The sequence below is a fragment of the Afifella sp. H1R genome, from assembly GCF_021462425.1.
GTDB classification, from domain to species: domain Bacteria; phylum Pseudomonadota; class Alphaproteobacteria; order Rhizobiales; family Afifellaceae; genus Afifella; species Afifella aestuarii.
This window is the reverse complement of sequence record NZ_JAKEDY010000001.1, coordinates 1,533,908-1,552,109: the sequence shown is the minus strand read 5'-3', so window position 1 is coordinate 1,552,109 and position 18,202 is coordinate 1,533,908. Positions and strand designations below refer to the sequence as shown.

The 18,202-nt window shown below is 64.6% G+C and carries 15 protein-coding genes; 12 read left to right on the top strand and 3 right to left on the bottom strand.

The annotated features are described in order from the left end of the window. Positions 1–11 precede the first annotated feature (11 nt). The 9 genes from L0F51_RS07405 to L0F51_RS07365 all read left to right on the top strand — a co-directional run bounded on the left by L0F51_RS07405 (position 12) and on the right by L0F51_RS07365 (position 11,806). Positions 12–806, top strand: a complete 795-nt coding sequence (locus tag L0F51_RS07405; protein WP_234629372.1) for an ABC transporter permease — start codon at positions 12–14, stop codon at positions 804–806. Between the two features lies 1 nt (position 807). Then, positions 808–2,493, top strand: a complete 1,686-nt coding sequence (locus L0F51_RS07400; protein WP_234628577.1) for an ABC transporter ATP-binding protein — start codon at positions 808–810, stop codon at positions 2,491–2,493. Further along, positions 2,490–3,659 (top strand): M20 aminoacylase family protein, encoded by a 1,170-nt coding sequence (locus L0F51_RS07395; protein WP_234628576.1) that lies wholly within the window; start codon positions 2,490–2,492, stop codon positions 3,657–3,659. Before L0F51_RS07400 ends, L0F51_RS07395 begins: the two co-directional genes overlap by 4 nt. Before the next feature lie 96 nt (positions 3,660–3,755). Next, on the top strand, positions 3,756–4,892 hold the full coding sequence (locus tag L0F51_RS07390) for a M20/M25/M40 family metallo-hydrolase (RefSeq protein WP_234629371.1): 1,137 nt from the start codon (positions 3,756–3,758) through the stop codon (positions 4,890–4,892). Beyond that, the gene (locus L0F51_RS07385; protein ID WP_234628575.1) at positions 4,892–6,457 is read left to right on the top strand and encodes a gamma-glutamyltransferase family protein; all 1,566 of its coding nucleotides are present in this window, start codon (positions 4,892–4,894) and stop codon (positions 6,455–6,457) included. The genes L0F51_RS07390 and L0F51_RS07385 overlap by 1 nt, the downstream gene beginning before the upstream one ends. A 9-nt stretch (positions 6,458–6,466) precedes the next feature. Next, on the top strand, positions 6,467–7,984 hold the full coding sequence (locus tag L0F51_RS07380) for an amidase (RefSeq protein ID WP_234629370.1): 1,518 nt from the start codon (positions 6,467–6,469) through the stop codon (positions 7,982–7,984). A gap of 104 nt (positions 7,985–8,088) precedes the next feature. Then, positions 8,089–8,709, top strand: coding sequence for a biliverdin-producing heme oxygenase (locus L0F51_RS07375; protein WP_234628574.1), 621 nt, complete (start codon positions 8,089–8,091; stop codon positions 8,707–8,709). A 257-nt stretch (positions 8,710–8,966) separates the two neighbouring features. Then, positions 8,967–11,441 carry an ATP-binding protein gene (locus L0F51_RS07370; protein ID WP_234628573.1) on the top strand — a complete coding sequence of 825 codons (2,475 nt, stop codon included), beginning with the start codon at positions 8,967–8,969 and terminating at the stop codon, positions 11,439–11,441. Then, positions 11,438–11,806: a response regulator gene (locus tag L0F51_RS07365; RefSeq protein ID WP_234628572.1), complete on the top strand. Its 369-nt coding sequence runs from the start codon at positions 11,438–11,440 to the stop codon at positions 11,804–11,806. The genes L0F51_RS07370 and L0F51_RS07365 overlap by 4 nt, the downstream gene beginning before the upstream one ends. A gap of 25 nt (positions 11,807–11,831) precedes the next feature. On the opposite strand, the gene L0F51_RS07360 is transcribed toward L0F51_RS07365, so the two are convergent. The 3 genes from L0F51_RS07360 to L0F51_RS07350 all read right to left on the bottom strand — a co-directional run bounded on the left by L0F51_RS07360 (position 11,832) and on the right by L0F51_RS07350 (position 14,164). Continuing rightward, on the bottom strand, positions 11,832–12,131 hold the full coding sequence (locus L0F51_RS07360; protein WP_234628571.1) for an Hpt domain-containing protein: 300 nt from the start codon (positions 12,129–12,131) through the stop codon (positions 11,832–11,834). Between the two features lie 245 nt (positions 12,132–12,376). After that, complete coding sequence (locus L0F51_RS07355; protein WP_370642379.1) at positions 12,377–13,021, bottom strand: HAD family hydrolase; 645 nt, start codon at positions 13,019–13,021, stop codon at positions 12,377–12,379. A 105-nt stretch (positions 13,022–13,126) separates the two neighbouring features. Beyond that, entirely contained in the window at positions 13,127–14,164 is a 1,038-nt protein-coding gene (locus tag L0F51_RS07350) for a LacI family DNA-binding transcriptional regulator (RefSeq protein ID WP_234628570.1), read from the bottom strand. Positions 14,165–14,674: 510 nt separating this feature from the next. Here L0F51_RS07350 and L0F51_RS07345 point away from each other — a divergent pair. The 3 genes from L0F51_RS07345 (at position 14,675) to L0F51_RS07335 (ending at position 18,198) form a co-directional block, all read left to right on the top strand. Then, on the top strand, positions 14,675–15,580 hold the full coding sequence (locus L0F51_RS07345) for a substrate-binding domain-containing protein (protein ID WP_234628569.1): 906 nt from the start codon (positions 14,675–14,677) through the stop codon (positions 15,578–15,580). A 144-nt stretch (positions 15,581–15,724) separates the two neighbouring features. Continuing rightward, on the top strand, positions 15,725–17,242 hold the full coding sequence (locus L0F51_RS07340; protein ID WP_234628568.1) for a sugar ABC transporter ATP-binding protein: 1,518 nt from the start codon (positions 15,725–15,727) through the stop codon (positions 17,240–17,242). After that, complete coding sequence (locus tag L0F51_RS07335) at positions 17,239–18,198, top strand: ABC transporter permease (RefSeq protein ID WP_234628567.1); 960 nt, start codon at positions 17,239–17,241, stop codon at positions 18,196–18,198. Before L0F51_RS07340 ends, L0F51_RS07335 begins: the two co-directional genes overlap by 4 nt. Positions 18,199–18,202: the final 4 nt, after the last annotated feature.

Here is an 18,202-nt window from a genome sequence, read left to right as displayed (position 1 = left end):
GCGCGGGCCCGATGATCGCGGCGGTCATCCTTGTCGCGATCGTGCTCGCTTCGCTGCTGGCACCGCTTTACGTGCCCTACGATCCGCTGGCGATGGATTCCATGTCCCGCCTGAAGCCCCCTTCGGAGGCGCACCTTCTCGGCACGGACCAGTATGGCCGCGACACCTTCAGCCGGGTGATGACCGGCGGGCGCGTATCGCTCCTCATCGGCGTCGGCGCGGCTCTCGTCAGCGTCGTCATCGGCCTCATCATCGGCCTGGTCGCCGGCTTCTTCCGCGCCGCGGACGGCATCATCATGCGCATCATGGATAGCCTGATGGCGATCCCGGCGATCCTTCTCGCCATCGCGCTCGTCGCCCTCAACGGTCCGAGCCTCGGCTCGGTGATCATCGCCATCACCATTCCCGAAGTGCCGCGCGTCGTCCGCCTGGTGCGGTCCGTCGTGCTGTCGGCGCGCGAGGAGCCCTATGTGGAGGCCGCCATCGCGCTCGGCTCGTCGATGCCGAAGATCCTGGTCCAGCATCTGATGCCGAACACGCTCGCGCCGCTCATCGTGCAGGGAACCTATGTCTGCGCCTCGGCGATCCTGATCGAAGCGATCCTGAGCTTTCTCGGCGCTGGCGTCTCAACCGAGATCCCGACCTGGGGGAACATCATGGCCGAGGGCCGAAGCTATTTTCAGGTGAAGCCCGGGCTCATCTTCTGGCCGGGACTTCTCCTGTCGCTGTGCATTCTGGCGATCAACCTCCTCGGCGACACCGCGCGCGATCTCCTCGATCCGCGGATGAAGAAGCGGGAGGGCTGAGATGCAGCTTTCATCGCGAGACTTTTCGAACGCGCACCGCGTCCTCAAAATCCGCGGGCTGAAGGTCGCCCTGACGGGACGCCCCAATGCGGCACCGGTCTTGAACGGCATCGATCTCGATATCCGGGCGGGGGAAACCCATTGCCTGGTCGGCGAGAGCGGCTCGGGGAAATCGGTCACCTCGCTCGCCGTTATGGGGCTTCTGCCGAAAGGGGCGCTCGAGGTGCAGGGCGGCGAGATCGACGTCGAAGGCTTCGAGATCACCACCGCGACACATGCGCAGCTGCGCGAATTGCGGGCCCGGCGGATCGCCATGATCTTTCAGGAGCCGATGACGGCGCTCAATCCCGTGCTGCGGGTCGGCGAACAGATCGAAGAGGTGCTCAACATGCACACCGATCTGTCGCAGGCGGAAGCCAAGAAACGCACGCTCGACATCATGGAGCAGGTGCATCTTCCGGACGTTGAGCGGATCTATCAATCCTATCCGCACCAGCTGTCCGGCGGTCAGCGCCAGCGCATCATGATCGCCATGGCGCTCGTGCTCGATCCGCATCTGCTGATCGCGGACGAGCCGACGACGGCGCTCGATGTCACGACGCAGCTGCAGATTTTGAAGCTCATCGCGGAATTGCAGGAGCGCAAGGGAACGGCGCTTCTCTTCATCACGCACGATATGGGCGTGGTGGCGGAAATCGCCGACACGGTGAGCGTGATGCAGAATGGCCGGATCGTGGAGAAGGCCCCGATCCGCGAGCTGCTGACGAACCCGAAAGAGGCGTACACCAAAAAACTCCTGACCGCCGTTCCGAACCTGGCGCCGCGGCCGGCGCGGCCGGCTGCCTCGGCCAAGGACGTGCTCGACGTCCAGGATCTCGAAATGGTCTATGGCGGCGGCGGCCTTCTCAAGCGCCAGGGCGGCGTGAAGGCGGCGCAGGAGGTCAGCTTTACCATTGCGCCGGGCCGCACCCTCGGCATCGTCGGCGAAAGCGGCTCCGGCAAGTCCACGGTGGCGCGCTGCATCATCCGCCTGATCGATCCGACGGGCGGCCAGGTGAAGGTCGCCGGCACGGATATCTCGACGCTGTCGCGCCGGCAGCTTCGGCCGCATCGCAAGCATCTGCAGATCGTCTTCCAGGATCCCTACCGCTCGCTCAATCCGCGCTGGACCGTGGCGCGCAGCCTTTGCGAGGGGCCGATCAATTTCGGCACGTCGAAGGCTGCGGCGATGGAGCATGCCGCGGAGCTGATGGAGCTCGTCGACCTGCCGCGCGATGCCCTGAAACGCTATCCGCACCAGTTTTCGGGAGGACAGCGGCAGCGCATTGCGATCGCCCGCGCCGTCGCCATGAAGCCCGATTTGTTGATCGCCGACGAGGCGGTCTCCGCGCTCGATGTGAGCGTGCAGGCGCAGGTGCTCGACCTCCTGGACGATGTGCAGGAGAGGTTCGGGATCGCGATGCTCTTCATCACCCACGATCTGCGGGTCGCCGCACAGATCTGCGACGAGGTGCTCGTCATGCAGAAAGGCCGGGTGGTGGAGCATGGCGCCGCCGGCGCCGTCCTGCAGAACCCGCATGATCCCTACACACGCAATCTGATCGAGGCCGCGCCCGGCCGGGAATGGGACTTCGCCAATTTCCGTGCGCTCGGCACGCCGCCGTTCAACGAAGGAGCCTCCGCATGAGCGTCATCCCGAAGATCGAAGAATTCGCTGCCGAGCTGACTGCGATTCGGCACGACTTTCATGCGCATCCCGAGCTCGGCTTCGAGGAGACGCGCACCGCCGGTATCGTTGCGGAAAAGCTACGCGCCTATGGCGTCGACGAGGTGCACGAGGGCATCGGCGGCACCGGTGTCGTGGCGCTGATCAAGGGAGAGGGCGGCGGCAACCGCAGGGTCGGGCTGCGCGCCGACATGGACGCTCTGCCGATCGAGGAGGCGTCGGGTGTCCCCTATGCCTCGCAAAACCCGGGGCGGATGCATGCCTGCGGCCATGACGGGCATACGACGATGCTTCTCGGCGCGGCGCGATATCTCGCCGAAACGCGCGATTTCGACGGCACCGTGGTGTTGATCTTCCAGCCGGCGGAAGAAGGGCTCGGCGGGGCACGACGGATGATCGCCGAAGGTCTCTTCGAGAAATTCCCCTGCGACGAGATCTACGGCATGCACAACGATCCGAATGCCGAGCCCGGGATCGTCACCGTCGCGCCGGGGCCGGCGATGGCGGGGGCGAGCTTCTTCGACATCACCGTGAAGGGCACCGGCAGCCATGCCGCCATGCCGCATCAGTCGAAGGATCCGATCGTCATCGGCACGGCGCTGGTGCAGCAATTGCAGAGCGTCGTCAGCCGCAACGCGCCGCCGACGAAGCCGGTGGTGATCTCGGTGACGACGTTCCATGCCGGCGCCGCCTACAACGTCGTGCCGGACACGGCGACGATCTCCGGCACGATCCGCTATTTCCACGACGACGTGGCGGAGATGGCGCATCAGCGGATCAAGGATCTCTGCGCCGGGCTGAGCCAGGCCTATGGCATCGAGATCACGGCCGATCTGCGCAACGTCTTCGACGTTTTGATGAACGACCCGGAACTCTCCACCGCCTATGTCGATGCGGCGAAAGAGGTGGTGGGTGCCGACATGGCCTTCGAAACCAGCGATCAGATGACCGGTTCGGAAGATTTCGCCGACATGCTGAAGGTGGTGCCGGGGGCCTATTGCCGGGTGGGGCATGCGGGGTCGATCGGGCTGCACAACCCGGCGTTCGTGCTCGACGACGCGATCCTTCCCGTCGGTGCCTCGATCTATGCGCGCATCGTCGAAAACCGCCTGAAGCGCGGCCTCTGAAGCGCGGCGCCTGACACAGCCGACGCACTTTCCTTCTCCGATATTCAACCAGCCCGGCCCGCCCGAAGCGGCGGCCGGTAGAGGAGCTGTCTGATGATGAATCCGCTCGATCTGCCCTTCCATGCGGAGGAGATGCTCGCGGGCCTGAAGCCCTGGATCGAGACCGAAAGCCCGACCTTCGATGCGGCGGCAGTCAATCGCATGATGGACGTCGTGCAGCACGAGCTGGCAGCGCTCGGGGGCAAGGTCGAACGCATTCCGGGCCGCATGGGGCTCGGCGACAGCGTGCGCGCGACGATGCCGCATGCGCGGGCGGGCGAGGGGGGCATCCTGCTTCTCGGCCATCTCGACACGGTGCATCCGCTCGGCACGATCGACGTCCTGCCGTTCAAGCGGGAGGGCGAGATCTGCTACGGCCCGGGCCTGATGGACATGAAGGGTGGCAATTACGTCTATCTCGATGCGCTTCGGAAGCTCTTTGCCGCCGGGATCGAGACGCCCCTGCCGGTCACCGTCCTGTTCACGCCCGACGAGGAGATCGGCACGCCCTCGACGCGCGAGCTGATCGAGGCCGAGGCGAAGCGCCACAAATATATCCTCGTTCCGGAACCGGCGCGCCCCGACGGCGGCGCGGTGATCGGGCGCTATGCCATCGCACGCTTCAACCTGACGGCGCGCGGCAAGCCGAGCCATGCGGGCTGGCAGCTCGCCGAAGGGCGTTCGGCGATCGCCGCGATGGCGAAGAAGGTCGCGGAGATCGAAGGCATGACGACGGAAGACTGCACGTTTTCCGTCGGCGTCTTCAATTCCGGGCGATGGGTGAATTGCGTCTCCTCCGTCTGCGATGCCGAGGTTCTGAGCATGGCGAAGACGCAGGAGCTTCTCGACGAAGGCATCGCCAAGATGATGGCCTTCAACTCCTCCGACGGCGATGTGACGCTGGACGTCACACGCGGCGTCACCCGGCCGGTCTGGGAGCCGGATCAAGCGGGCACGATGGAGATGTTCGGGCTCGCCAAGGAGATCGCCGGCGAGATCGGTTTCGAGCTGAGCGCCGCTTCGGCCGGCGGTGGTTCGGACGGCAATTTCACGGGCTTTCTCGGCCTGCCGACGCTCGATTCGATCGGCGTGCGCGGCAAGGATCTGCACACGCTCAACGAACATATCTATGTTGACAGCCTCGTCGAGCGGGCAAGGCTCGCCGCGGCGCTCTACTGCCGGCTGGGTGCGTGATGTCGGAAGCTCTGTCGCGGACGATGGAGATCCGCAAACATGTCGTTGAGACGGACCGCGGCGTCGTCGCCTCGCAGCATCGTCTGGCGTCGGAGGCCGGTGCCGAAGTGCTGCGGGCCGGCGGCGATGCCGTCGATGCGGCGGTGGCCTGCAGCTTCGTCTGCGGCGTGCTCGAACCGTGGATGAGCGGCCCGGCCGGCGGCGGTGCAGCCATGCACTGGCGTGCCGACAGCGGCGAGGCGCATGCGCTCGATTTCGGCATGCGTGCGCCGTCGGGATTGAAGATCGAGGATTTTCCTCTGTCGGGCGAGGGGGCGGCCGCCGACCTGTTCCCGTGGGAGCGCGTCGTCGAAGACCGCAACGTCATCGGTGCGAAAGCCGTGGCGGTGCCGGCGCTCGTCGACGGGCTGGAAGCGGCGCATCGGCGCTGGGGGCGCATGCCCTGGGCGGAATTGCTGGCGCCCGCCATCGCCCATGCCCGCGAGGGGATGAGGGTCGACTGGTATGCGGCGCTCATCATCGCCACGGCCACCCGCGATCTGGCGCGTGATCCGGATGCGGCGGCGATGTTTCTCGCCGACGGGCAGTGGCCGCGGCCGTTCTCCTGGACGGGGATCGGGGAAGACCGGATCGACCAGAGCCGCATGGCGGACAGTCTCGACATTCTCGCGCGAGAGGGCGCGGCGGCAATGCATAGCGGCGATCTCGGCGCCGCGATGGCGCAGGATATCCGCGACAAGGGCGGCTATCTCACGCGCGATGATCTCGCCGGCAACCGTGCCGCGTTCAAAGCGCCGCTGTCGGTCGCCTATCGCGATGCGCTCTTTCACGCCGTGCCCGGGCTCACCGGCGGGGCGACCTTTGCCGGCGCCATCGCCGGGCTCGCCAAGACGGAGCTGCCGTCGCCGGATAAGGCCTATCTCGCCTATGCGCGCGCCCTCTTTGCGGCCTATCGCGACCGGCTCGAACATATGGGGCATGACGGAGAGATTCCCGAATGCGCCGGCTCGACCACGCATTTCTCGGTCGTCGACCGCGACGGCAATATGGTGGCCCACACCCAGACCTTGCTGTCGCTCTTCGGCTCGCGCGTGGTGTCGCCGTCGACCGGCTTTCTGATGAACAACGGCATCATGTGGTTCGATCCGGTCGCGGGGCGACCGAACTCGCTCGGACCCGGCAAGACATGTCTGATGAATGTCTGTCCGGTGCTGGGCGAGGCGAAGGGGCGGCGCTTTGCGCTCGGCGCCTCTGGCGGGCGCAAGATCGTTTCGGCGGTGACGCAGCTTGCGTCTCTCATGGCCGATTTCGGCATGGATGTCGGCGCGGCGTTTCGGCAGCCGCGCATCGATGCGTCGAGCGGGGAGCAGATCGTCGCCGATGCGGCGCTGCCGGCGGAAATCGTCGCGGCTCTGGAGGCTATCGCGCCGGTCAAAGCCGTGCGCCGGTCGATGCTGCCTTATCCTTTCGCCTGTCCGTCGGCGGTGATGGATGAGGGCGACAGGCGCTTCGGCATGACGGAGACGATGAGCGCCTGGGGCGACGCCGTCGCCGAGGGGGAGTGAGCCGTGGCCATGGTCGCGAATTCCGGACCTGACGTGTCCGATCCGGCCGATCTCAGCGCCATCGAGGCGCGGCGATTGATCGGCCGGGGAGAGCTTTCCGCCGAAGAACTTGCGCGGGCTTGCATCGCCCGCGTCGAAGCGATCGATCCGGCGGTGAATGCACTGGTGGCGCGCGATTTCGACGCCGTGATCGAAGGTGCGCGAAAGGCGGACCGGGACAGGGCGGCCGGGAACGCTCTCGGTCCTCTGCACGGTCTGCCTGTCGCCATCAAGGATATGAACGACGTCGCGGGTCTTGCGACGACGTTCGGCTCCGAGATTTTTCGCGACAACGTGCCGAAGAGCGACGATGCGCTCGTCGCGGGGCTCAGACACGCGGGTGCGCTGCCGCTCGGCAAGACCAACAATCCGGAATGGAGCGCCGGCGCCAATACGCGCAACCGCGTCTACGGCACGACGGCCAATCCGCATGACCTCACCCGCAATTGCGGCGGATCGTCGGGCGGGTCCGCCGTGGCGCTCGCCTGCGGCTACGCATCTCTCGCTTCTGGGTCGGATCTCGGCGGTTCGCTGCGTACGCCGGCCGCCTTCTGTGGGGTCGTCGGGTTTCGCCCGAGTTTCGGCGTGGTGCCGGGAGACGCGCGCCGCACGAGCCTGTTGCCGCTTGCGACCTCCGGGCCGATGGCGCGCAACGTCGCCGATTGCGGCTTGATGCTGTCAGTCATGGCGCGTCCCGATCCGCGCGATCCGTTTACGGCCGTTGTGGGCGGCAAGACGGCGTGGAAGCCAGATGATTTCGCCCATACGCCGCGCTGCGATCTCGCCGCGCTCCGCTTTGCGGTGACGGAGGATTTCGGTTTCGCTCCGGTCGAGGCGGCGAGCCGGCGCGTGTTCCGCAAAGGGGTCAACGCCCTTTTGCCGTTTCTACGCTCGTGCGAGGAGACGAGCCCCGATTGCACGGATGCCGATCGTATCTTTGCCGTGCTGCGGTCGGTCATCTTCCTGTCGACCCATGCGGCCTCCGTCGACAAGAGCCGCGAGCTCGTCGGCGAGAACGTGACGGAGAATGTCCGCGAGGGACGGTCCTACAGCGCCGAAGACGTGGCGCAGGCGCTGGTCATGCAGGGCAATTACGACCGGCGCTGGCAGCGTTTTTTCGACGAGTGCGATTTCATCCTGTCGCCGGCGGTCACGGCGCAGCCTCGGGACTGGCATGAGGCCTATCCGAGGGAGATCGATGGGCGGCCGACTGCGAGCTATTATCACTGGCTGGCTTGCGCTTATGCCTCGACGATCGCCGGGTGTCCGTCGATCACGATCCCGTGCGGGCGGGACGAGAACGGCATGCCGTTCGGTCTGCAGATCATCGGGCGACGGCATGACGATCTGCGGCTTCTTGCCGTCGCGGCCGAACTCGAAGCTCTGATTGCCGGTCTGTCGGGGTTGGCGCCGAAAGGCCCCGACCTCGCGGCGCTTTCGAATGCGCCGAAGCTCAGCGCGGCCGAGGGGTTCTGGGATGTCCCATGAGGCGGGGCGGGCGCAGTGAGCTGCCGGCGCTGCGTCAGCCGGTCCTCCCGGGTCGGGCGAGTTGAAGGGGGACGCGACGGCACGCACATGTTATGGCCGATCTCATGAGTGCTACCGATTTCGCGCAATGTGTGGAACCAAGCCGGGCGAAACGGCTCAAGGCCGCGACGGACGAAACGCATCAGCGGCTCGACCAGACGGTCATGGCCTGCGATCCGTTTTCGAGCCTTGAACGCTATCGGCTGTTCTTGAAGATGCAGCACCGCGTCTTCTTCGACGTCGACGCGCTGTGTTTTCATCCCGAGCTCATCGCTCTCGTGCCCGACCTTCCCGAACGGCGGCAGCTGCATCTCGTCGAGCAGGATTTCGCCGATCTCGGGCTCGTCCTGCCGCCGCCGGAACTGGAGCCCGTCTTCGGCGAGGGCGCGATCGATGTGCCGACGGCGCTCGGCTATCTCTACGTCACCGAAGGCTCCAATCTCGGCGCCGCTTTCCTCATCAAGGAAGCCAAGAAGATCGGTCTGTCGGAGAGTTTCGGGGCGCGCCATCTCGCCGGTGCGGAAGAGGGCCGGGCCCGGTCCTGGCGAGCCTTCACGAATGCGCTCGACGCTGTCGAGCTTTCGCCGGCAGAGGAGGCCCGGGCCGTGGCGGGGGCGGAAGCCTCCTTCGACCGCGTTTTCGTGCATGTCGAGAGCGCCTTCGGCAAGGTTCCAGCGTCCCGTTAGGAACTGCGCGCCGAAGCCCGTGTGTGCGGCTTTGCGCCTGTCGCGCTCGTTCTACACCCTGTCGTTGTTTTTTATGCGTCGCGGCACGCCGCGTCGAGATTTTCGCGTGTCTGTGCCGCTGAGAGAACGCCGTCGGCCAGAGCCTTGTTCGCACGCAGTTTACGAGATTGGCGGATAGAGCGAAGCCGGCCTTGTATTCTTAACGCTTTCCATCAACCTTGACGGGTGAAGATGCCCACGCGGCGAAGGCGTTCAGAATGCTCCAGCTTATCCATATGATCGAGAGTGCGGCTCTCGTCACGCTCGCTATCCTGGCGCTGTCGTTTCTCGGACCGAGGCTCGACCAGTCGCGTTGGCTGAAGGGCGGTGTCACCGGTCTGATTTTCGGGTTGACGGGATTGCTGAGCATGGCGGCGCCGATCGAGCTCGCGCCGGGTATCGTGGTGGATGCGCGCAATGTCGTGATGGCGCTTTCGGGCGGTCTCGGCGGCCCGATCAGCGCCATCATCACCGCGGCGATGCTCATCGCCATGCGCGTCTGGTTCGGCGGGGCCGGGATGGTGGCCGGTATCTTTGCGGTCCTGCTCGTCGGGGGCGCTTCGACGGCTCTCTGGTTTGTCGTCAACAGGCGATATCAGGGGCGGCTCAGCATCGGCTCACTCCTGGCACTTGCCGTGATCGCCGGGGTGGTGCCGATGCTCACGCTCGTCTTCATCCCGAATCTGTCGGGGCAAACGGCCTTCTCGCTCCTGTTGCTGCTGGTGCCGACCAACTTCGTCGCTGTCATCGTGCTCGGGCTTTTGTTTCTCGGCGATCTGCAGAGACGCTGGGCGATCGCCGCCTACGGCGAAAGCCGGCTGTTGCTGCAGGCGATGGTGAACAACGCCCCGGGTGTTCTCTTCCAGCTCAAGGAGGAGCGGCCGGGATCTGCCTCCTTCACCTATGTGTCGGCGGGCGTGAAGCGGTTCCTCGGGGTCGGGGTCGAGGAATTGCTGGAGGATTCCGCGCATATCGAACGATTGTTCTCGCCCAACGATCTGGCCCGGGCGAGGGAAAAGCTCGCCACTTCGGCGAGCAGCATGCAGTCCTGGGTGATGGAAGCGGAGCTTTCGGTGCGCGGCGGCGGCAAGGTTTGGGTGCGCATTGCCGCCAAACCCCGCATGGATCCGAGCGGCAAGGTGATCTGGGACGGCTCGCTCTTCGATATCACCGACCGCAAGCGCATGGAGCAGATGAAGAACGACTTCATCTCAACGGTCAGCCACGAATTGCGCACGCCGCTCACCTCGATCCGCGGCTCTCTCGGCCTCGTCGCCGGCGGTGCGGCCGGCGAGCTGCCGAAGAAGGCCGCGAGTTTGATCAACATCGCGCATTCCAATTCGGAACGGCTCGTGCGGCTCATCAACGATATCCTCGACATCGAAAAAATCGAATCGGGGCGCATGCCCTTCGAGCCGATACCCGTCGGGCTTCGCCCTGCCGTCGAGCAGGCGGTGGAGGCGAGCCGCGACTATCTCGCGGACCGGAACGTCGAGATCAGCGTCGTCGACGATGCGCCGGATGCGAATGTCTATGTCGACCCCGACAGGCTCCATCAGGTGCTCGCCAACCTCTTGTCGAACGCCATCAAGTACTCGCCGGAAGATGGGACCGTCGTCGTCAATCTGTGCCGCCATGGCGACAGTCTGCGCATCTCCGTCATCGACAACGGGCCGGGCATTCCCGAAGCGTTCAGAAACCGCATTTTCCGCCGCTTCGAGCAGGCCGATTCCTCGGCGACACGCCAGAAGGGCGGCACCGGCCTCGGCCTCAATATTGCGAAAGCCATCGTGGAGCGCTCCGGCGGGGACATCACCTTCGAGAGCGAGCCGGACATCCGCACCGTCTTCCATGTCGATCTTCCCGAATGGCACCTCACGCGTCAGGCATCGCAGGCGATCGAGAAGCCTCTCAAGGCTGACATGTCGAGGACGGTTCTGATCTGCGAAGATGCCGAAGACGTCGCCGAACTGATTGCGGAAAACCTGCAGCAGGAAGGCTTCCAGAGCATGATCGCCCGCAATGTCGCTGCGGCGCGCCGCGACATTGCCGCCAAGGATTATCTCGCCGTGATCGTCGACCTCGATCTGGAGAACGAGGCCGGGTTGTCGCTCATTCGCGAACTCTGCGATGCGACCGCCGACAGGGGCATGCCGGTCATCATGATTTCGGCCAGCATCGACGACGCGCAAAGGGTGCTCAACGGCTCCGCCGTCGGGGTCGCCGCCTGGCTGGAGCGGCCCAGGAACATGGAGGAGCTGCGGCGGGCAGCGGCCGTCATCGCGGCGCGTCTGTCGCAGCGGCGTCCCTCCATCCTGCATGTCGAAGACGACGACAGCCTTCTCGAGGTGATGGCGGCCGAACTCGGCGAGGAGATGCAGGTCGTCAAGGCGCGCACGATTGCGGAAGCGAAGACCGCTCTGTCGCGCACGACGTTCGATCTCGTCATCCTCGATCTCGGCCTGCCGGACGGACAGGGCGCCTGCCTTCTCGGCACGATCCCGAGCGGGACGGCGGTGATCATCTTTTCCGCTGCCGATGCGGAAAAGGATGTCGCAAAACGGGTGCAGGCAGCGATGACGAAGACCCGGACGTCGGAGAAGGCAATCGCCAATATGGTGCGCAAGCTGGCCTTCGAGCACCGCGAGAAGGATGCGGCCGCGCAACGCCGCGAAATGGGAGCCGTCAAATGAATTTTCGTGTGCTTTATGTCGACGACGAACCGGATATCCGCGAGGTGGCAGCGCTGTCGCTCGAACTCGACGAGGCATTCACGGTGCGCACCTGTTCGTCGGGAACCGAAGCGCTCGTCGAAGCTCCGAAGTTCGAGCCGCATCTCATTCTGCTCGATGTGATGATGCCGGGTATGGACGGGCCGGAAACCCTGAAGCAGCTGAAAGCCGATCCGCGCACCTCCGATGTGCCGATCGTCTTCGTCACTGCGAAGACGCAGACGACCGAGATCGCTCGCTTTCTGGCGATCGGTGCAGCCGGCGTCATCCGGAAACCCTTCGATCCGATGACGCTCGCCGAGCAGGCCCGGGATTTCTTGAGCTGAACGAGACGGCGTCCGGCGCTGCCGTCTATTCTTCCGCGGCAGCCTCGAGGGCCTGAAGCAGGGTTTTGAGGGCTTCGCGGCTTTCTGCGCAGGTGCAGGAGGTTTCCCGCATGGTCTGCTCGGCACGCAAGGCGCGCTCGCTGATTTCGGGATAGCCGAAAGTTCCGCCCGCCCCGGCGAGCGAATGCACGCGCAGGATCAGCTCCGCCTCTTCGTCGGAGGAGAGCGGCTCAATGCGATTGATGAGTTCGTCGATCCAGTCGTGCTCGCGCCGGCAGCGCTTGCGAAAGCGGTTGTGGATCGATCCGGAAGTGGGGCCCGACATCTGCGCTCCTGGAGACGGTGTCTCGCCTGTTGGGTCTATGGCGCTGGCTGGCGGAGACGCTGCCTGCCAGAATGTCTCTCTTTGGATGCCATCGCCCAAACAGCAGGGCCACCACGACAGGCATACGCAGTTGCGGTTAAAAAAAGACGGGTAAGTCTCGTAAATAACTAAAGATTTGCCGGCTTAGTAAAGGTCGAAGAGGTCTTGACTGAGGACGCCTCGCGAGATGCCCGCGGTGCGGTGCTTCATCCTTCGATGTGGGAGAGCAGGAAGGGCCGCAGGCGCGGATCGTGGTAGTCGCGGATCGCAAGTGCCGCCCCGGCCTCCAGCAAGGATTTTTCCTCAAGGCTCGAGCGGAGGCCGATGGTCGGAACGCCGGCGCGCACGGCCGCCGTCAGACCCGGAATCGCATCTTCGAAAGCGACCGCGTGTCGCGCATCGACACCGAGCCGCTGCATCGCCGTCTGATAGGGCAGCGGATCCGGCTTTCCACGGGGAAGCTCGTCGGCGGAGATCAGGAGGTCGAAGGCGTCGGACAGCCCGACACCGGCGAGGATCGCCTGCTGATTGGCGATCGGCGCATTGGTGACGAGAGCGAGCCCCCAGCTCTTCTTGCGGGCCCAGGAGAGAAGCTCGGGCAGGCCGGCGATCGGCTCCGCACCCCGCTCCAGAAGTTCGCGGAACAGCGCTTCCTTCTCATCGGCGATGTCGGCGTGCCGCGAGGTGTCGATATGGGGGAAGAGCTCGGCGCAGATCTCGTCGTTGGTGTGCCCGGAGATGCGGGTGCGAAAGATCTCCTCGTCGATCTCGGCGCCGTATTTCTCGCCGATCTTCTGAAAGGCCTCGTAATGATAGGGGTCGCTGTCCATCACCGTGCCGTCGAGGTCGATGAGGAGAGCGCCTTTGTGCGAGCGGGAAGGGGACAGGATGGCCTCGTCTGGGTGAGAGATTGAAATGTGCGTGGGCCCCGGTGCTCAGGACCGTGAGCGCGTGCCTCAGGCGGAATCGCGCATGATCAGTTTTGCTTCAAGAAGCGTCGGTCCGGCCGGTTCCGTTTTCGGCGGCGCCTCGTCGGATTTGCCGATCATATCGAGGAGACGTTTCAGGCTTGTGGTCGCAAGACCCGAATAATCCTGGGCAACCGTGGTGAGAGCGGGGCAGGTGTAGCGGCTCAAGGGATGATCGTCGTGGCCCGCGACCCGGAGATCGGCGTCGGCGCTGCGGCCGATCTTGAGACCGCGCTGATAGGCGGCCGCCATGACGCCGAAGGCGAGGCGGTCGTTGGCGCAGAGGACCGAGCGCGTCGGAAAGCCGCCGCGAGCGAGGATCTTGTTGGTTTCCTCAAAGCCGACGGTTTCAAAATCCCAGTCGGCGGATTCGACGGAGAGCACATGCGCCTCGAAGCCGAGATTGGCCATCGCCCGTTCATAGGCGGCGCGGCGTTCCGTGGCGTTGCGGTTGACGCGCGGCATTTCGAGAAAGCAGGGGCGCTCGCCGGTGCGGCAGAGATATTCCACCATCAAGGAGATGCTCTGCGCATTGTCGGTGCCGACGAAGGGCTGGTCTTCGGCAGCGCGCGAATCGAGGAAGACGAGCGGCATCGCCTGGCGCAGCTCGCGGATGAGGCCGGCATCGGATTCGTAGCCGAGCGGCGCGACGATGGCTCCGGAGAGTTTCAGCGATTGCAGCATCTGGATGGCTTTCGCCTCCAGATCCGGCTCGCCGTGCGAACTCAACACGATCGCCCAATAGCCCTGGCGAAGGCTCGAAATCTCGATCTGCCTGACGATCTCCGCATAGAACGGGTCGGAGATGTGGGGGACGATGACGCCGATGTTGCGCGGATTGCGGCGGTTCAGGTTCACCGCGAAAATGTTCGGCTGATAATTGTGGCGGGCCAGCGCCTCCTCGATGCGCTGCCGGGTCGAAGTGCGGACGGAACTCGGGTCCTGAAAGTATTTGGAGATGGTCGGACGGGAGATGCCGGCGGCGACCGCGAAATCCTCCATGTTCCTGATTTTCTTGCCGCTCATCGGGAGGTTCCGCAGCTGTCTCTGTCGAGGTTGGCGTTGCTTTGGGCCGGCCAGGAGATTCGGACGGCGAAGGAATTCGGCATGATTGAACCGATTTCCGGCTCAATCCAAAACGAAGACAATCGGCCACGCTCCTTTTTGCCGTGACGAGAGGAGGGCGGTCACGGACAAGTTATCTGGCACGCGACATTTCAATTCTTTACGCGCGACAAATTTAAATTGACATTTTGTCCCATGAAGTGTCATCTGGCGTCAATAACAATTTGATGAAAGGAGGCGCGGCCCGTGCCCGCGCATGTGCCGGTTCAGATTTCTCGCGGTCCCGTTTTCGCCTCTCTAGGCACGGCTTTCGCCGCTGCCGGTGACGCACGCTGAGATGACCCGAAGATCGGAAGCTGGCGCCTCGGCGTGACGAGAAAAGCCGTTCGCGACAAAGCCAGTGATCGGGCGCCGTTCATGCTCGCCATCAGGAAAGGCGGAGCGCACCGCCCGATAATCAGGAGGAAGCCTATGTTCAAAAGTTTCGTTTCGAAGTCCCTGCTCGCCGCCGGGATCGCGCTCGCCGGGTTCGCCGGTCCGGCATCTGCCGAGGGGATCGGGGCTTCGCTCCTGACCCAGCAGCATCCGTTCTACATCGCGCTCGCTGACGCCATGCGCGCCGAGGCGCAGGCCGAAGGCGTGCCGCTCGAGATCAAGATCGCCAACCAGGATCTCAACAAGCAGTTCGCCGACGTCGAGGATTTCATCACCAAGGGCGTCGACGTCCTCATCATTTCCCCGGTCGATTCCACCGGCGTGCGCACCGTCATCGGGCGGGCCCAGAAGGCCGGCATCAAGGTCATCACCGTCGACGTGCCGGCGAAGAACGTCGAGGTCACCTCCTATGTCGGCACCGACAATTATGCCGGCGGCGTGAAGGCCGGCGAGCTCATGGCCAAGATGATCGGCGACAAGGGCAAGGTCGCCATCATCGACTATCCGATGGTCGCCTCGGTCGTCGCCCGCACCGATGGCTTCAAGAAGGCGATGGAATCGCATCCCGACATCGAGATCGTGGCGCAGCAGGCCGGCATCACCCGCTCGGAAGCGCTGACGACCGCGCAGAACATTTTGCAGGCGCATCCCGATCTCGACGGCATTTTCGGCTTTGGCGATGACGCGGCTCTGGCTGCGGCTTCGGCTGTCGCCTCCGCCGGGCTTCAGGACCAGGTGAAGGTCATCGGCTTCGACGGCATGAAAGAGGCCCGCGACGCGGTCGCCAGCAATCCCGTCATGGTGGGCGTGATCGCCCAGTATCCCGACGAGATGGGCAAGGTCGCGGTCGAGACGGCCGTCAAGGTCATGAACGGCGAAGAGGTTGCGGCCGAGCAGCCGATCGAGCCGGGCGTCGTCACCAAGGACGGCGAGACCAAGTAGCGAGAAGAGGTCAGGAGAGAGCCGCCCCCCACTCTCTCCTCCTGTGCCCCGCGCCCACCCTCTCATCTGGTGGGCGCGGGCACTTCCTCGCCCCCTGACAGCGTTCCTGTCAGCCTTCCTGCCAGCTTCGGCGGAGCTTTCGCCATGACCGCCCCCCAAGACGAGACGGTTCTCGACATCCGCAACGTGACCAAGACCTTCGGGCCGGTCACGGCGCTCAAAGACATGACGCTCTCGGTGAAGAAGGGGCGCGTCCACACGCTCATCGGCGAAAACGGCGCCGGCAAGAGCACCTTGATGAAGATTCTTGCCGGGGTGCATCCGCAGACCTCGGGCGAGATTACCTTCAAAGGCGAGCCTTATCGCCCGAAGAGCCCGCGCGAGGCGCGGCTTTCGGGCCTGACGATCGTCTTCCAGGAGCTGAGCCTGTGCCGCCACATGACTGTGGCGGAGAACATTTTCGCGACGCACGAGCCGAACCGCTTCGGCTTCATCGATGACGCGGAACTGGTGCGCAAGGCCGAAGAGCTGATCGAAGAGCTCGGCCTGCCGATCAAGGCCCGTGCCAAAGTGAGCCAGCTCTCGATCGCCCGCCGCCAGCTCGTCGAGATCGCCAAGGGGCTGAGCTATCCGGCCGATCTCGTCATCCTCGACGAGCCGACCTCGTCGCTGTCGGAAAGCGAAGCGGAAATCCTGTTCTCGCTGATCGGGCGCCTCAAGGAGAAGGGCGTCACGGTCATCTATATCTCGCACCGCATGGAAGAGATCATGCGGCTTTCCGACGACATCACCGTCATCCGCGACGGCGAGCTCGTCGGCACGATGGCGCGCGAAGAGACGAGCATCGACAAGCTGATCGCCATGATGGTGGGACGCGAGATGCACGACATCTACCCGCCGCGCGTGGCGCCGAAGCCGGGACCAGACGTCGAGCCGGTCCTGCGTGTCGATGGGCTGAACGGCGGGCATCTCTTCCACGACGTGACGTTCGATGCCCGCCCCGGCGAGGTGCTCGGCTTCTTCGGGCTGGTCGGCTCGGGTCGCTCCGACGTCATGAATGCGCTTTTCGGCGTGAAGCGGCCGGAAGGCGGCGAGATCTTTCTCGATGGCAGGAAGATCCGGCCGCGCTCGCCCGACGATGCGATCCGGCACGGCATCGCCTTCCTCACCGAAAACCGCAAGGAAGAGGGGCTCGTTCTCGCCCATACGGTGGAGCGCAACATCAACATGGTGTCGCTCGGCGATATCTCGAACGCCTTCGGCTTTGCGAGGCGCTCCGCCGAGCGCCGTGCGGCCGAAGACGAGGTCGCGCGGCTGACGATCAAGACCGACACGATCGACACGCCGGCCGCGAACCTTTCCGGCGGCAACCAGCAAAAAATCGTGCTCGCCAAATGGCTGCGTATCAAGCCGCGCATCCTGATCCTCGACGAGCCGACGCGCGGCGTCGATGTCGGGGCGAAATTCGAGATCTACCGGATTATCCGGCAATTGGCCGCCGATGGGGCCGCCATCCTGATGGTGTCATCCGATCTGCCGGAAGTGCTCGGCCTCTCCGACCGGCTCGTCATCATGCACGACAAGAAGGTCGCCAACATCCTCGACGGGGAGGGGCTCACGCCTGAGACCGTCATGACCTACGCCGCAGGAATGCAATCATGAAGAGCTTCGTCTCGAAATTCACCTCGGCGCCGGCCGTTCGCGAATATGGCGGGATCGTCGCATCGCTGATCGTCCTCTGTGTCGTCTTTTCGGTGCTGAGCCCGCGCTTTCTCGTCTTCTACAATCTGCTCAACATCGTGCAGCAGGTGTCGGTGGTGGCGGTGCTCGCCTTCGGCATGACCTATGTCATCCTCCTCGGCGAGATCGATCTCTCTGTCGGCTCGATCCTGGCGGTCGCCGGCATGGTGGCGGCGCAATGTTTCGCCATCGGTTTGGGCTTCTGGCCGACCCTCGGGCTGACGCTTCTTTCGGGCGCGATCATGGGTGCCTTCAACGGCGTGCTCGCGGCCTATCTGTTGCTGCCGTCCTTCATCGTGACGGTGGCGACGATGGGCATTTTTCGCGGGCTCGTGTCGCTGCCGACGGGTGGCCTGCCGGCGCCGATCAACAACGATGCGTGGCTTGCGATCGGGGCTGAGAACTGGCTCGGCCTGCCGATCATCATCTGGATCGTGCTCGCGCTCTTCGCCTTCAATTTCGTGCTTCTCGCCAAAACCGTGTTCGGCCGGCGCGCCTATCTCGCCGGCGGCAACAAGGAAGCGGCCGTCTATTCCGGCATCCGGGTGAAGCGCATCAAGGTGATCATCTTCACCATCTCCGGCGTGATGGCGGCCATCGGCGGCATTCTTCTGTCGTCGCGTCTCGGCTCGGCGCAGACCAATGCCGGCCTCGGCTACGAGCTCGATGCGATCGCCGCTGCGGTGCTCGGCGGGACCAGCCTTGCCGGCGGCGTCGGCACCATGGTCGGCACGCTTCTCGGCGCGCTCATCATCGGCATCATCAACAACGGCATGAGCCTTCTGTCGGTGCCGTATTTCTACCAGCTCATCGTCAAGGGCCTCGTCATTCTGCTGGCGGTGTGGATCGACGTGCGCTCCAAAACCAACCGCGGCTGAAGTC